Source organism: Thalassobacter sp. 16PALIMAR09 (assembly GCF_000765485.1).
GTDB classification, from domain to species: domain Bacteria; phylum Pseudomonadota; class Alphaproteobacteria; order Rhodobacterales; family Rhodobacteraceae; genus Thalassobacter; species Thalassobacter stenotrophicus.
Window position 1 is genome coordinate 187620 of record NZ_JHAK01000003.1, and the last position, 15177, is coordinate 202796.

Consider the following 15177-nt stretch of genomic DNA (forward strand, 5'->3'; position numbering starts at 1 on the left):
TTTGCTGGGGTACGTCACAAAAATGGCGGCGAAGTTGCCCTCGCCGCCATGTGGTCTGGATATGGGCGCGTGGTTACGCGAACCACCAACGCTCGGCCACTTTGTTGCCGTCATTTTCCCAGTTGGCGGCGATGTTGCCATCATTCGCCAAGGATTTGGAGTGTGCGGCGATGAAGTTCGCCCACATGGCCACGATTGCGCCGCCATCGTCCTGCAACAGGCGCTGTGCCTCCCAGTAGAGGTCCTTGCGCTTGGTCTGGTCGGTCTCAGAGCGGGCCGAAACGACCACATCGTTGAAGCGATCTGCGCTTTCGGTGTCTTTCCACGCGGTATCGTTCCACTCTGTGTCGGAGGTGTAGGCCGCAGAATACATCCAGTCTTGGGTCGGACGACCGCCCCAGTAACAGGCGCACCAGCCTTTTTTGTTCCACACGTTCGACCAGTAGCCATCCGACGGCTCACGGATCAGTTCGATCTCAATCCCGGCTTCCGCGGCGGAGGCTGCGATCAACTGGCCGGCATCAACGGCACCTGCAAAGGCAGCGTCTGCAACGGACAGTTGGATCGGGCCGGAGTGGCCGGACTTTTCATAATGGAAGCGCGCGCGATCGGCATCAAACTCATGCACCGGCAGTTCGGTGTTGAGGAAGGGCATCGCCGAGGACACAGGCACGTCGTTACCGGCCGCACCGTGACCCAGCAGAACCTTGTCCACCAGTTCCTGACGCTTGATCGCCAGTTTCAACGCCATGCGCAGATCGTAGTTGTCAAACGGGCCCACATCGAGGCGCATCGGGAATGTGTAGTGCTGTGTCCCGGTGACTTCCATGAGGTTCAGCGTGGGCACACGAGCCATTAGGGCAACGGTTTTGGGGTCCATGCTGTCGGCGAAATCTACATCGCCGGACATGATCGCACTTTGACGCGCGGTCGTGTCGAGAACCGACAGGAATTCAACCTCATCAAAGTTGGCGCGGCCTTCTTTGAAGTAGTTGGGGTTGCGCTTGAATGCGGCGCGAACACCGGGCTCAAAGCTTTCGATCATGTAGCCGCCAGTGCCCTCAAGGCCCTGATTGTCGCCACCCTCGGGTTGGATCATCAGGTGATAGTCCGACACGATAAAGGGGAAGTCGGCGTTGCCGCTTTCAAGCTCAAACACGACCTGGTTGTCGCCGTCCTTGCGGATTTCTTTAACGGCAGTGATCAGACCCTTCGCGGCAGAGGTGCTGTCCTCGGCGCGGTGACGGTTGAACGTGGCGATTACGTCCTCTGGGGTCATGGTCTTGCCGTTGTGGAACTCAACGCCGCGGCGCAGGTTGAATACCCAAGTGGACGCGTTGTTCGAGGGCTCAAAGCTCTCAGCCAGTTCGCCGACCAGTTCACCGGTGTTCGAGACTTCGGTCAGGTAGTTGCCGCGTGCAAATTGCACGGCCTGCATGAACCCGTTTTCTGAGTTGGCGGGGTCCATCACATCGGTGGTGGAGCCGTAGCCAAACGCTTGGCGTAGCTTGCCGCCGGTTTTAGGAGTAGCGGCTTCGGCTTGGCCAGCCAGCGACAGCGCCGCGGGCAATGCCACACCGGCGGCCAGCGCCGACATCACAAAGGAACGGCGGTCAATCTGCTTTTCCGTGAGCAGCTTTGCGCGGTTCTTGAGGTAGATATCCTTTTGTTTCGTCACAGTTTTTTCTCCCTGCTGTCTGACGACGCGTCTCATACGTTATGCCGTGTGCCGGTCGCACACCGCCCGGAGACGTCTGCGCGCAATGGTACCAGAGGATTTCCAACTGTGAAGGGGCTTTCCCGGAAAATGTCGTAAATGTTAAGATGGTAGTCGCAGATAGGCTGTTTACAATTTCCCGTTGTACACCAATGATGTGGCATAAAGCTGCCACAGAGCGGCGTAAAAGGGGGACGCACCTAGTGCATCCAGTATTTAAAACGGTTCTCAAGCGGCTTGGCTTGGGCGTTGCGACGTTGTTTGTGGTCTCTGCAATCATCTTTTCCAGCATTTCCATGTTGCCGGGGGATTTTGGCGAGGCTGTTCTAGGGCAGGCCGCGACCGAAGAAACTGTGGCAGCGTTCCGCGATGAACTGGGGCTCGATGAGCCGGCAGTTGTACGATACTTCCAATGGGTTGGCGCGGTTGCGACCGGCGATTTGGGCACCAGCTTTTCGGGGCGGTCGTCCTCTGGCGTGGATCGGTCCCGGCCGGTTGTTGATCTGGTGGGGCCACGGTTGTGGAACACGTTGTTCCTAGCTGGCGTGACCGCGATGATTGCAGTGCCGCTTGCGTTGCTGCTGGGTTTGACGGCCGCGCTCTATCGCGGGTCGGTCTATGACCGTGCGGTGAACGTCACGACGCTTACGACGATTGCGACACCGGAATTCTTTGTGGCCTACATCCTGATCTTGGTGTTCGCGGCCATCAACCCATGGTTCCCGAGCCTTGCGAATGTGCAGGCCGACACCCCGCTGGCAGAGCGTTTGTACCGCGTGGCCCTGCCCGCGATGACCCTAACGCTGGTGATTGTGGCGCATATGATGCGAATGACGCGGGCGGCCATCATCAACCTGCTCGCCTCACCCTACATCGAGATGGCGCGCCTTAAGGGGGCCACCCCGCGTGAGATCATTTTGCGCCACGCGCTGCCGAACGCATGGGCGCCGATTGCAACAGTGATCGCGTTTAACCTTGCCTATCTGGTGGTGGGTGTCGTCGTGGTTGAGGTCGTGTTCGTGTATCCCGGCATCGGTCAGTTGATGGTCGACGCCGTGACCACGCGCGACATTCCGGTCGTGCAAGCCTGCGCGCTGATCTTTGCGGGCACGTATATTCTGCTTAATTTGATTGCTGACATCATCGGCATCATCACCAACCCGAGGCTTTTGCACCCCCGATGAGCGACGCCCCCGAAACATATTCCGCCAGTGCCGAAGTTGGTGCAGTGCGGGTTCGCCGGACACGCATGCAGCGGGCTTGGATTGTGCTGCGCAAAGCGCCGATTTCCGCGTGGTTTGGCCTGTTGGTCGTCACTTTCTATCTGTGTGTGGCCATCTTTGCGCCGCTTATCGCCCCCTATGGTGAGGCCGACAGTTCATTCGCGGCCTATGCTCCGTGGTCGGATGAGCACTGGTTTGGCACCGATCAGATTGGGCGCGATATTCTGACCCGCTTGATCTATGGCGCGCGTAATACCATCGGGATCGCGCTTGCGACGACGCTGCTGGCCTTTGCGATCGGTGGCTCGCTCGGCTTGATTGCGGCGATTAACCGGTCGTGGTTGGATCAATTGATTTCCCGCGCAGTGGATGTGTTGATGGCGATCCCGTCGCTGATCTTTGCGCTAATGTTGCTGTCGATCTTTGGATCAACTGTGTGGTCCCTGATCGTGATCATCGCGGTGTTGGATAGCACCCGTGTGTTCCGCCTAACTCGTGCGGTGGCGGTGAACGTTGTGGTGATGGATTATGTTGAGGCCGCGCGCCTGCGCGGTGAAGGACTCGCGTGGGTCATGCGTCGTGAGATCCTGCCCAACATCCTGCCCCCCATGGTCGCCGAATTCGGGCTACGGTTTTCGTTCGTATTCCTGACCATTGCGGCTCTGTCGTTCCTTGGTGTGGGCATCCAGCCGCCGACAGCAGATTGGGGCTCGATGGTGCGCGAAAACGCCTCGCTCATCCAGTTTGCACAGTTTGATTTGCGCGCCGCGTTCACCCCGCTTTTGCCCGCTGCGGCGATTGCACTTTTGACGGTTGCGGTGAACTTCATCGTGGACTGGTTCCTGCAACAAACCTCCGGGCTGCGCGATGACCTCTGATCTTCTTCTTGATATGCGCGACATCCGGATCGACGGGTTTTCGGACGAACGTTGGCACCCGATCATCAAGGGCGTGAACCTGCAACTCCGCCGGGGTGAGGTCATGGGCCTGATCGGTGAAAGTGGTGCGGGTAAATCCACGTTGGGCAAGGCCGCGATGGGGTACACCCAGCCGGGCTGCAAGCTGACAGGTGGCTCAATCCTGTTTGACGGCATGGACCTTGCCACGATGTCAGAGGCGCAAAAGCGTCCCCTGTGGGGCACGCGCATCGCCTATGTCGCGCAATCTGCGGCGGCCAGTTTCAACCCTGCGCACCGCTTGATTGAGCAAACGGTTGAGGCCACGAACCGCGCAGGCCTATCGCCCAACGGCAACCCCCGCGAAGACGCGGTTGAGTTGTATGATGCGCTGCAACTGCCCAACCCCAGCAGTATTGGCGCACGCTATCCGCACCAAGTCTCGGGCGGGCAATTGCAGCGTGTGATGACCGCGATGGCGATGTCCCCGCGCCCCGACTTGATCATCTTTGATGAGCCCACAACAGCACTGGACGTGACCACACAGGTCGAGGTCCTCGCCTCCATGCGCAAGATCGTCGAAGAGTTTAACACCGCCGCGATCTACATCACCCACGACCTCGCCGTCGTGGCCCAAATGGCCGACGTAATCAAAGTCCTGCGCTATGGCGAAGAGGTCGAAGAGGCCGAAACACGCAAAATGCTCACGGCACCCGAGATGCCATATACCAAGTCTCTGTGGTCCGTGCGCGGCTTGGAAAAGCCCGAGGAAACCAGCGACGATCTGATCCTAGAGGTCAAAGGCGTTGATGCGGCGTACGGCGTGGTGAAGGTCCTGCACGATGTGTCGATCACGATGCCCCGCGGCAAGACCGTCGCCGTCGTGGGCGAAAGCGGATCGGGCAAATCCACGACCGCCCGCGTTATTACCGGCCTGTTGCCCCAAAGCGGGGGTGAGGTGCTGTTCAACGGTGAGCCACTGCCACCACAGTTGAAAAACCGCAGCCGCGCGCAGCTGCAAAAAATCCAGATGATCTATCAAATGGCCGACACCGCCATGAACCCCAAACAAACCGTGGGTGAGATCATCGGCCGTCCGCTTGAGTTTTATCTGGGTCTTAAGGGCCGTGCCCGTGATGCGCGCGTGTCTGAATTGCTTCAGATGATTGAACTGGATGATAGCTTTTTCGACCGGCTGCCCTCAGAGCTGTCCGGCGGGCAAAAACAGCGGATTTGTATCGCCCGCGCATTGGCCGCAGAACCTGAGTTGATCATCTGCGATGAGGTCACCTCGGCGCTCGATCAGATTGTGCAGGAAGGTATCCTCAAACTGCTACTCCGCCTGCAAAAAGAGTTCAACTACAGCTACTTGTTCATCACCCACGATATCGCCACCGTAAAAGCGATCAGCGATGAGATCGTCGTGATGCTTGAAGGTAAGGTGGTCGAACAGGGCCTGAAAAGCGATGTATTAGAGCCACCCTATCCGGATTACACGCAACTATTGCTGTCGTCCGTGCCTGAGATGGACCCTGATTGGCTGACCAACTTACTGGATGCGCGCGCGGGCTAACGCGCGTCGCAGGGCAATGTATCAACAACGTGCATCGCGCGCGGTGCGCTGCGTGTGAAAGTATCAAAAAGAGGGAGTGTGGTGGCGGTACAGGGACTTGAACCCCGGACACGCGGATTATGATTCCGCTGCTCTAACCAACTGAGCTATACCGCCGTGACGCGCCAATTACGGGGCGGGCGCGGGGACGTCAAGACCCATTTGCGACCCAAACCACATAGGGGGCCAAAATGATCGACGCGATACGGGCCATCGTAGGGCCAAGCCACGTTCTGGAGGGGGCGGATTGCGCGGGTTACAGCCGGGATTGGACGGGGGTTTACCCATCTGAGCCGCTGTGCGTTGTACGCCCTGCCAATACCGCAGAGGTGGCCGCCGTGGTGCGTGCCGTGGCCGATGCAGGCGGCGCAATCGTGCCCGTCGGGGGCAACACGGGGCTTGTGGGCGGCACCCAAGCCCGGGGCGAGGTCATGTTGTCGCTAGAACGGATGTCGCGCATTCGCACGATCAAGCCAGACGCTCGCATCGCCGTGGTGGAGGCGGGTGTGGTTCTGCAATCCTTGCATGACGCGGCCGACGCCCATGACCTGATTTTCCCGCTGACCTTTGGGGCCAAGGGCTCTGCGCGGATCGGGGGGTGCCTTTCGACCAACGCGGGCGGGTCGAATGTGGTGCGCTATGGCTCGACCCGTGGGCTGTGCTTGGGGCTTGAGGTCGTTTTGGCCAGCGGTGAGGTGCTGGATATGATGACGGAGCTGCACAAGGATAACTCTGGCTACGATCTGCGCGACCTGTTCATTGGGGCCGAGGGTACGCTGGGCATCATTACGGCGGCGGTCGTCAAGCTGTTCCCCAAGCCGGTCGGCTACGCTACCGCGCTTTTGTCCGCGCCTGATCTGGGGGCCGCGCTGAAAATTCTGCGCGCTGTGCAGGCAGCGAGTGGCGGCGCGGTCGAGGCGTTTGAATACATGCCCCGCAATTTCATGCAGCGCTTGGCACAGCATCGGCCCGACCTGATTGTGCCGTTGCAGACGGGTGACTGCACGATCATGGTGGAATTGGGTGGCCCCGACATGGACGCACCACTGGCCGAAACGTTGGCCCGTCTGATGGAGGATGGCCTCGTTCTAGATGCGACGCTCGCGGCATCTGAGGCGCAGCGCAGCACGATCTGGGCGATCCGTGAAGCATCCGCCGAGATCAAGTTCACGCAGCTGCCGATCGTGGACACCGACGTTTGTGTGCCGCTCGAAAAAGTCGCCCTGTTTGAGGCTGAGGTTCAGGCCCGTTTGGCTGAGCTAGACGCGGAAGCAACCGATATCACCGTGGCGCATTTAGGTGATGGTAACTTTCATTATGCGGTGTACCCGACGCGCGATGATCCTGCGCATCTGGATGCGGTGCGGGCGATGATCGATGATGTGACCGTATCGTTGGGTGGCTCAATCTCGGCTGAGCACGGTGTGGGCCGGTCACAACTGGCGACACTGGCGCGGCATAAATCACCCATCGCGTTGGCTGTGATGCGGCAGATCAAGGGTGCGCTGGACCCGGGGAACATAATGAATCCTGGCAAGGTGGTGCCGTAGGCCCGCTCTAGGGCAGGCCTGCGGGGTTAATGCGGATTTTAGGTCGTTAACCAGCTAAAGAAGTCATCAGGGGCGCTGGCGCGCATCCGGGCCGCGACAGCGCGGCCAATCTCGGCCCCGTCCTCAATAGCGCCGCTTTCAGCGTCCACGATAATCTCAGATCCATCTGGCCGCAGGATCTCTCCACGGAAATCGACCGTCCCGCCATTTAGGACGGCAAGCCCTGCGATAGGGGTCTCACAGGATCCGTCGAGCGCGGCAAGATAGCTGCGTTCCACCGCAAGGCGCTGGCCTGTGGGGGTGTCATGGATGGCCTCTAGCAGGGCGGCCGCGCGGCTGTCGTTTGCGCGACGTTCAATGCCGATGGCGCCCTGCGCTACGGCGGGCAGCATGTCGTCCTCAGAGATGGCAGCTTTCGGGACTTCATCCATGCCCAGACGATTAAGCCCGGCCATCGCAAGGAAGGTCGCAACCGCGACGCCATCATTAAGTTTTTTCATGCGTGTCTGTACGTTACCGCGAAATTCAACCAGTTGAACGTCCGGGCGACGGTTGGCCAATTGCGCCCGGCGACGTAGGCTGGAGCAGCCGACAACAGCACCCTCTGGCAGGTCCGCAAGGCCTGAGTGGTGTGGCGACACAAACGCGTCCCGCACGTCCTCACGTGGGAGGTAGGTATCAAGCAACAAACCCTCGGGCTGAAGCACAGGCATGTCCTTCATCGAATGCACAGCGATGTCAATTTTACCTGACAGCATGTCCTCTTCGATTTCTCGGGTGAATAACCCCTTGCCCCCAATCTCCTTGAGCGGGCGATCGAGCACACGGTCACCCGTCGTTTGTATCACAACGATCTCAAAAGCCTCTTCCGGAAGGTCGAAAGCCTTGGATAATCGAGCTCGTGTTTCATATGCCTGCGCCAAAGCGAGGGGTGAGCCACGTGTGCCAATTTTCAGGGGTGAATTCGGGGTCGGGAGTGTGATATTCGACATAGGCGTTCTCTTACATGTGTCAACTTAGATTGACAATCGGTCTGCTTCTGCCAGTTTGACATGAGAAAGGGACGCTTTGTCCAGTGCATAGGAACGACCAAATGACTCAGACTAAGAAACTCCTTCGCAGCCTCAATGGCGAAACCCAGTCGGTTCCGCCGATTTGGATGATGCGCCAAGCGGGCCGCTATTTGCCAGAGTACCGCGCGACGCGGGCTGAGGCTGGGGATTTTCTGTCGCTTTGCTACAACTCTGAGTTGGCCGCTGAGGTGACGCTTCAGCCGATCCGGCGTTATGGTTTTGATGCCGCGATCTTGTTTGCGGACATCCTTTTGGTGCCCGAAGCGCTGGGCGCAGATCTTTGGTTTGTGACCGGTGAGGGGCCCCGTTTGTCGACGATCCAAGCGGATGCAGACTTTGATCGGATCAAGCCCGCGGATGCCATTCATGACCATCTTTCGCCGATCTATGAGACGGTGAAAATTCTGCGTCGTGAGTTGCCAGAGGAGACCACTTTGATTGGTTTCGCTGGCGCGCCATGGACCGTTGCGACCTACATGATTGCGGGTCAGGGCACGCCAGATCAGGCGCCTGCGCACAAGCTAATGATTGAAAACGTAACACTTTTTGACAAAATCATGGATCGCCTGACGGAAGCAACGATCACCTATTTGGATATGCAAATCCAAGCTGGTGCCGAGGTCGTTAAGATATTTGACAGCTGGGCCGGGAGCCTGAAGGGCGAAGCGTTTGAGAAATATGCCGTGGCGCCGACCAAGCGTATTATTGACGCGCTTAAGGCCAAGCATCCCAATACGCCGATCATTGCCTTTCCGCGTGAAGCAGGCGACGGCTATATCGGCTTTGCTGGAAAGACCGGCGCGGACTGTGTGGCGTTGGATAATTCGGTCACGCCAGAGTGGGGTGCGGCACACGTTCAGGTTGATGGCTGCGTGCAGGGCAACTTGGCGTCCCGTCACATGGTGACGGGTGGTCAGGACCTGATTGATGAGGTGCGTCACATTCGCGAGGCGTTCTCTAAGGGGCCGCATATCTTTAACCTTGGTCACGGGATTACACCGGATGCGGACCCTGAAAATGTCACGCTGATGATCGAAACATTGCGTGAGTCTGTGCCCGCATAAATTAACGTTTCAGAAATTGGTTTGCGCAAAGTGTGCGTAAACCAACGTTAATTTAGAGTTAAAAACGCCCCGCCCGGTTGCCGGTGTGGGGCGTTTTTGCCTGGTCTGGCGTTGGGTTCTGACAATTGCGGCTGAGTTTTGTACAAAACGTCGGTGGGCGTGGGCGGCTTCGGTTGCTGTAAAATGGGTGATCTGAATTTTTTGGCCGGCTTTTGTACAGATGGGAACCAGTCTTAACGTTGGCTTAACTGCTCTGACAGAGATCGGGGGTGTGACCGTGTTTTTGAAAGGATCGCTCATGCGCCCTGGTTTTGAAAATCTGCCCCCTTATTTGGCTTTGTCGGATGCCCGCGCGAAGTTGGGATTTTGGCTGGAGCGTGCGCGTCAGGAGGATGCGTGGTTGCCGATTATGAAGCATCGCCGGATCGTGGGGGCGTTGATTGGTCCGCGTGATTTAGAGGTTTTGGATTTGGCCAGTAACAGTTCCGCAACCTATTCCGAGTATATGAGGTGGGAGCGGCGCGCGCGGATTGAGCAAGTGAATGAGGCATTGGAGTTGAAGGCTCGGGCAAAGGTCCGGGAGGATGCGGCTTTGCGCGGTGAATAGGCCGGTTTTAGCGGCTTGAGTAACGGTGCAACCGTTGCTCAAGGGTGCCGCTGTGCAATTCGAACAGGTGGTTGTCGTGGTCGTAAAAGTAAATGGAGTGGCCTTCGCCGTCTACGCGGGGGCGGCCTTCTTTGATCTGTAGGCCGAGGGATTTGATGCGTTCGAGGCGGTCGTCATATTCATCCGGGCCCATTTTGAAGGCCACGTGGTTGTAGGTTTTTTCTTGCAGGGGTGCGCCTTGCATGACGGCGACCCAGAGGCCTCCGACTTTAAAAAATCGTTCTTGCGAGAGGGAGAATGTTTCTGCGCCGCTGTCATAGATCTTTTGCGCGTCGAGGACAGTTGTGAGCACGGTCTCCATTTTATCGAGATCGCGCACGATAAAGGTCAGGTGGCTCAGGCCTTCAATCATTTCTCAACCTTTGGCAGATACTTTGATTGGGAAGGTTAGCGGGCGTTGCGCAGGTACGCTAGGCTTTGGAAATGTGTCGGCACCAACCCGTCCTTTATGGATTGGATTGATGCCGGGATGTTAATGTGTGGTTAGGTCCATTTCGCCTCTGGCGGGAGGGACATGAGGACGGCGTCTGCGTTGTGGCCTGTTTCGAGCCCGAATTTGGTGCCGCGATCATAGACGAGGTTGTATTCGGCGTAGAGGCCACGGTGGATGAGTTGTTTTTCTTTGTCTGCTTCGGTCCAAGTCGCATCGCGGTTTTTCTCGGTCACGCCAGTGAAGGCAGGCAGGAACGCGCGGCCTACGTCTTGGGTAAATGCGAAGTCCTTGGCCCAATCGCCGGTGCATAGGTCGTCGTAGAAAATGCCGCCTACGCCGCGTGCGCGACCACGGTGGGGCACGTAGAAATACTCGTCCGCCCATTCCTTGAAGCGTGGGTAGTAGGTTGTGTCGTGTTTATCGCAATGGTCCTTGAGGACGTTGTGGAAAAAGGCTGTGTCCTCGGCGACTTCGATACAGGGGTTGAGGTCTGATCCGCCGCCGAACCACCAAGCATGTGGGGTCCAGAACATGCGGGTGTTCATGTGGACCGCTGGCGTGTGGGGGTTGCGCATATGGGCAACGAGGCTGATGCCGGACGCCCAAAAACGGGGGTCTTCGGCCATGCCGGGGATGTCTTTGCGTGCGGCCATTGCGGCGACGGCACGGGGGGCAAGGGTGCCGTGAACCGCCGACCAATTCACGCCGACTTTCTCAAAGAGGCGGCCGCCGCGCATCACGCTCATGATGCCGCCGCCGCCATCCTCGGCGCGTGTGGTTTCGGTGACCTCAAACCGACCCGGGGGCAGGTCCGCAAAGGGACCTGTGGTTTGGCTGTCTTCCAACGCCTCAAAGGCGGCCACGATTTGATCGCGCAGGGAGCGAAACCAGGTGGCGGCTTGGTCTTTGCGGGTGTCAAACATTTCGGTCATTCGAGTGTCTCCTTAGGTTGACACTAATTTATCATTGAAATCGCGGTCATGCCAGCGCTGTGGATACGGGTTGTTAGGAAAGGTGCGCTATCACTTTCGAGAGTTCGTGTTCCTTTTGAGAGGTTTAGTTTTTTCGGGAAAGGGCTGGTTTCTCTGGAAATTTTGCGCGGGGTGTGTTTTCCTAGGGGCAATAATTCCGGGAGGGCAAAGCCCCCCAAGACATAACGGCAGATCGGGCAGTGATTTGACGCAGATGATACAAAGGTTGGCTTTCGTGGCCGTCCTGTCGCTTTGCATTGTGCTCGGCGGCGGGAAGATGACGTTCGCGGCGCCCTATGCGGCTATGGTGATGGATGCGCGCACCGGCGAGGTGCTGCATTCGCGCAATGCGGATACGCGGCTGCATCCTGCGTCGCTTACCAAGATGATGACGCTGTATGTTGCGTTCGAGGCGATCCGTTTGGGCGAGATCTCCTTGGATACGAGTGTGCGGATTTCGCGGTTTGCGGCGTCTGAGCCGCCCTCAAAGCTGGGGCTGCGGTCGGGGCAGAAAATCAAGTTGCGCTATCTTATCCGCGCGGCAGCGGTGAAATCGGCCAACGATGCGGCAACGGCGATTGGTGAGGCGATTTCGGGGTCTGAGGCTGCGTTTGCCAAGCGCATGACGCGTACGGCGCGGGCGCTGGGCATGACGAATACGACCTTTCGGAACGCTCATGGTTTGACGCAATCGGGGCATTTGTCGACCGCGCGGGACATGACGGTGATGGGGCGGCGGCTGTTTTTTGATTATCCGCAGTATTACAACATCTTTTCTCGTAAATCGACGGACACAGGCATGGGAACTGTGCGCAACACGAACCGCCGTTTGTTGAGTAATTATCGTGGCGCGGATGGGATCAAGACGGGTTTCACGAACGCGGCGGGCTTTAATTTGGTCGCGAGTGCGGAGCGGGGCGAAGAGCGGATTATCGCGACTGTGTTTGGTGGGCGTTCGACCGTAACGCGGAATGCGCGTGTGGCCGAGTTGTTGGATATGGGGTTTAAGCGCGCGCCGAGCCATGCGGCTGTGCGTAGGCCGCGCTTACCTGTTTACGATGTTAGTCCGACGGCTGGCATGACCGCTGTGGCGAAGTCGAGCCGGCCTGTTGCGCGGCCCGATCGTGGGACGCTCGGCGATGGTGTTTTGATTGCGATGAATAGCAGTAGCCCGAGCGGTGGAGCGGCTGTTCCAGCGCCACGGCCTGTTGATGGGGCGTTGATCGATAGCGCGGATATTCAGCGTGAGGTGGTGACCCGCGCAGCTCGGTCCTCTGGTGGGCGGGTGTTCGGTATCCAGTTGGAGCCTCAGTCGACGCGCTATGCGGCGGACAAGTTGCTGCTGCGCACGGCTTTGCAAGAGATTGATACCTTGGACACGGCTTTGCGGCAGGTCACGAAACAGCGGCAGGGGTATATGCCCAGCTTTGTCGGCCTCAGTCAGCGCGAGGCGCAGCGTGCGTGTAGCAGGCTTTTGTCTCGGCAGGTGCAGTGTGAGGTTAAGGACGGCTGATTCTTGATCAGCTTTTGTCCTGATGCTCGTTGGCTTCGTTGTTCGCGTTTTGGCTGTTGTTTCTTCATGCTAGGTGCTGCGCGTTTGTTTTGAGGCCCGGTTCTTTTGGGTGACTGCATTCTGTCTTCTTGATGCTGATCTATGGACTGCCTTTTTCGTGGAGAGGCGCCTAAAGATGGGCCCCTGCACTGAAATGGCTGGCCGGTTGGGGGCTGGCCCCCGTTTTCAAAGTCATGGTTGGGCTTGATTTCACGCGAGGAGGTTAACGGTTTCCTGGTGCTGCGTCTTGTATGATGTGCCAGAGGCCTTGAGTTGGCTGGCGTGAATTCCGGCGTTTGTGGAATGGCGGTTATACGCGGGTGCTGTTGGCCTAAGAGCGCGTGTGCGCAGCTGCGATGATCCGCGACCTTGGGGCGTTTGTTTTTAACAGGTGCCTCGGATAGAGGCGTTTTATGTCCGTTGAACGCACCACCAAATTTGCATCGTTGATAGTGATCGCCACAGGGATTCTGTGGGGGTTTTACTGGTTGCCTGTGCGCCAGATGGAGGCGCTGGGCTTGGCGGGGCCTTGGGGGACAGCGGTGATTGCAGCGGCGTCTGTTGCGGGTTTGACGCCCTTTGCCCTGCGGTACTGGCGCGCCGCGACCGGGCCGCATCGGATGACGCGCTGGGCCTTGGTTATGGGCGGTGGGGCGTTTGCGCTGTATTCGATTGGGTTTATCTATGGGCGCGTTGCACTTGTGATCCTGTTGTTTTTCCTCACCCCTGTGTGGAGCACGCTGATCGCGCGATACGTCATGGGCTGGCACACGCCGGTTCTGCGATACGTCGCGATTGGGTTGGGGTTGTGCGGCCTGAGCCTGATGCTCAGCGCGGGGGGCGGTGCGCCGGTGCCCAAGTCGCTGGGCGAATGGTTTGGGCTGATTTCGGGGGTGTGTTGGTCGGTGACGACGACGGTCCTGCGGGCCAAGCCTGCGCTGCCGCCGGTCTTGGCGGCGTGGTTCTTTTCGCTTGGAGCGCTGGCCACGGCGCTGTGTCTTGCGGTGGTGTTGGAGCCGATGCCGGATGCCGTGACGCCTGCGCAGATCGGGCTGGCGATTGGAACTGGATGGATCTGGTGGGGCGTTTCGATTGCGGGGCTGTTGTGGGCCACGGCACGATTGGACCCCGCGCGTGTTGGCATTTTGCTGATGGCCGAAGTGCTGATCGGGACGGCCGGTGCCGCGCTTTTGGCGGGTGAGGTTTTGACACCGTTAGAGGTGTTTGGCGGCGGTCTGGTTGTGGTGGCCGCTGTGCTAGAGGTTTGGCCACAACGGGCCAATGTGGCGAAAATCTGACGAAAGTAAGGGAATCCGTACTGGCCCGATGGAGTAATATGGTTAATGTTCTTTGTGTGTTCTAGATTAGTGAGTATTATTTTATCTCGTTACAAACCGGGCTTGGGGTGGTTTCTCTGGTCTCATTAAGGCTCCCGCCACCGTAGGATTTGGTCCCTGCTGATCCATGGCCATACCCGGTTAAATAAGAAAAGCGCCCCACCAGCATGGGGCGCTTTTTCTTTGGGGGTTGCCAAGGACTGCTCAGTGGTTTGATCCAAATGAAAAAGGCACCCGAAGGTGCCTTTTGCGATAGGATTTAGCGCGGCTTAGACGTGACGCTCAACCATCATCTGCTTGATCGACGCGATTGCCTTGGCGGGGTTCAAACCCTTGGGGCAGGTCTTGGAGCAGTTCATGATTGTGTGGCAGCGATACAGCTTGAAGGGGTCTTCGAGAGCATCCAAACGCTCACCCGTGGCCTCATCGCGCGAATCGATGATCCAGCGGTAGGCGTGCAGGAGGGCGGCTGGCCCGAGGTATTTGTCGCCGTTCCACCAGTAGCTGGGGCAGGATGTCGAGCACGACGCGCACATGACGCATTCGTACAGGCCATCGAGCTTTTTGCGGTCTTCGATGGACTGGCGCCATTCCTTGGCGGGGCGGTTGGTCTTGGTTTCCAGCCACGGCATGATGGAGGCGTGCTGCGCGTAGAAGTGGGTCAAATCGGGGATCAGATCCTTGACGACTTCCATGTGGGGCAGCGGATAGATTTTGACGTCGCCCTTCACCTCATCCATGCCGTAAATGCAGGCGAGTGTGTTGATGCCGTCGATGTTCATCGCGCAGGAGCCACAGATGCCTTCGCGGCAGGACCGGCGGAAGGTCAGTGTGGGGTCGATCTCATTTTTGATCTTGATGAGGCCGTCCAAAATCATCGGACCGCAGGTGTCCATATCGACGAAATAGGTGTCGAGTTGGGGGTTTTTGCCGTCTTCGGGGTTCCAGCGATAGATCTGAAACTTGCGGACGTTGGTGGCGCCTTCGGGCTTGGGCCATGTTTTGCCCACGGTGATCTTGGAGTTCTTAGGCAGGGTAAATTGTGCCATGGGTCGCTCTCCTTAGGTGTCGGGTGTCGTCGG

13 protein-coding genes and 1 tRNA gene are annotated in these 15177 nt (G+C 58.3%); 8 read left to right on the forward strand and 6 right to left on the reverse strand.

Translation table 11 applies throughout. From position 1 onward, the window contains the following. Positions 1–73 precede the first annotated feature (73 nt). Entirely contained in the window at positions 74–1678 is a 1605-nt protein-coding gene (locus PM04_RS08295) for an ABC transporter substrate-binding protein (RefSeq protein WP_233486407.1), read from the reverse strand. Positions 1679–1920: 242 nt separating this feature from the next. Here PM04_RS08295 and PM04_RS08300 point away from each other — a divergent pair, with 242 nt between their 5' ends. The 3 genes from PM04_RS08300 to PM04_RS08310 are packed head-to-tail and all read left to right on the forward strand — an operon-like array spanning position 1921 to position 5409. Then, positions 1921–2901, forward strand: coding sequence for an ABC transporter permease (locus PM04_RS08300; RefSeq protein ID WP_038005656.1), 981 nt, complete (start codon positions 1921–1923; stop codon positions 2899–2901). Continuing rightward, positions 2898–3818 carry an ABC transporter permease gene (locus PM04_RS08305; protein ID WP_038005658.1) on the forward strand — a complete coding sequence of 307 codons (921 nt, stop codon included), beginning with the start codon at positions 2898–2900 and terminating at the stop codon, positions 3816–3818. The genes PM04_RS08300 and PM04_RS08305 overlap by 4 nt, the downstream gene beginning before the upstream one ends. Continuing rightward, positions 3808–5409: an ABC transporter ATP-binding protein gene (locus tag PM04_RS08310; RefSeq protein WP_038005660.1), complete on the forward strand. Its 1602-nt coding sequence runs from the start codon at positions 3808–3810 to the stop codon at positions 5407–5409. The genes PM04_RS08305 and PM04_RS08310 overlap by 11 nt, the downstream gene beginning before the upstream one ends. Positions 5410–5488: 79 nt before the next feature. Here the strand turns inward: PM04_RS08310 and PM04_RS08315 are convergent. Then, a tRNA-Met gene (locus PM04_RS08315) sits at positions 5489–5565 on the reverse strand. A 74-nt stretch (positions 5566–5639) separates the two neighbouring features. Between PM04_RS08315 and PM04_RS08320 the strand changes: the two genes are divergently transcribed. Continuing rightward, a complete protein-coding gene (locus PM04_RS08320) occupies positions 5640–6998 on the forward strand; it encodes an FAD-binding oxidoreductase (RefSeq protein WP_038005662.1) in 1359 nt (452 codons plus the stop codon). A 38-nt stretch (positions 6999–7036) separates the two neighbouring features. On the opposite strand, the gene hemC is transcribed toward PM04_RS08320, so the two are convergent. Continuing rightward, on the reverse strand, positions 7037–7990 hold the full coding sequence (hemC, locus tag PM04_RS08325) for a hydroxymethylbilane synthase (protein ID WP_038005664.1): 954 nt from the start codon (positions 7988–7990) through the stop codon (positions 7037–7039). A gap of 101 nt (positions 7991–8091) precedes the next feature. Here hemC and hemE point away from each other — a divergent pair, with 101 nt between their 5' ends. Next, positions 8092–9135 carry a uroporphyrinogen decarboxylase gene (hemE, locus tag PM04_RS08330; protein ID WP_038005665.1) on the forward strand — a complete coding sequence of 348 codons (1044 nt, stop codon included), beginning with the start codon at positions 8092–8094 and terminating at the stop codon, positions 9133–9135. Positions 9136–9433: 298 nt separating this feature from the next. Beyond that, on the forward strand, positions 9434–9742 hold the full coding sequence (locus PM04_RS08335; RefSeq protein WP_038009550.1) for a hypothetical protein: 309 nt from the start codon (positions 9434–9436) through the stop codon (positions 9740–9742). A gap of 7 nt (positions 9743–9749) precedes the next feature. Here the strand turns inward: PM04_RS08335 and fosX are convergent, their stop codons facing one another. Continuing rightward, complete coding sequence (fosX, locus tag PM04_RS08340) at positions 9750–10154, reverse strand: FosX/FosE/FosI family fosfomycin resistance hydrolase (protein WP_038005669.1); 405 nt, start codon at positions 10152–10154, stop codon at positions 9750–9752. 131 nt (positions 10155–10285) lie between these two features. Further along, a complete protein-coding gene (hemF, locus tag PM04_RS08345; RefSeq protein ID WP_038005671.1) occupies positions 10286–11167 on the reverse strand; it encodes an oxygen-dependent coproporphyrinogen oxidase in 882 nt (293 codons plus the stop codon). Between the two features lie 253 nt (positions 11168–11420). Between hemF and PM04_RS08350 the strand changes: the two genes are divergently transcribed. Both PM04_RS08350 and PM04_RS08355 read left to right on the forward strand, forming a co-directional pair. Further along, on the forward strand, positions 11421–12719 hold the full coding sequence (locus PM04_RS08350) for a D-alanyl-D-alanine carboxypeptidase family protein (RefSeq protein WP_038005672.1): 1299 nt from the start codon (positions 11421–11423) through the stop codon (positions 12717–12719). A 452-nt stretch (positions 12720–13171) separates the two neighbouring features. Continuing rightward, complete coding sequence (locus PM04_RS08355; protein ID WP_038005674.1) at positions 13172–14056, forward strand: DMT family transporter; 885 nt, start codon at positions 13172–13174, stop codon at positions 14054–14056. A gap of 308 nt (positions 14057–14364) precedes the next feature. Here PM04_RS08355 and PM04_RS08360 read toward each other — a convergent pair whose 3' ends face one another. After that, positions 14365–15144, reverse strand: a complete 780-nt coding sequence (locus tag PM04_RS08360; RefSeq protein WP_038005676.1) for a succinate dehydrogenase iron-sulfur subunit — start codon at positions 15142–15144, stop codon at positions 14365–14367. Between the last annotated feature and the right edge of the window lie 33 nt (positions 15145–15177).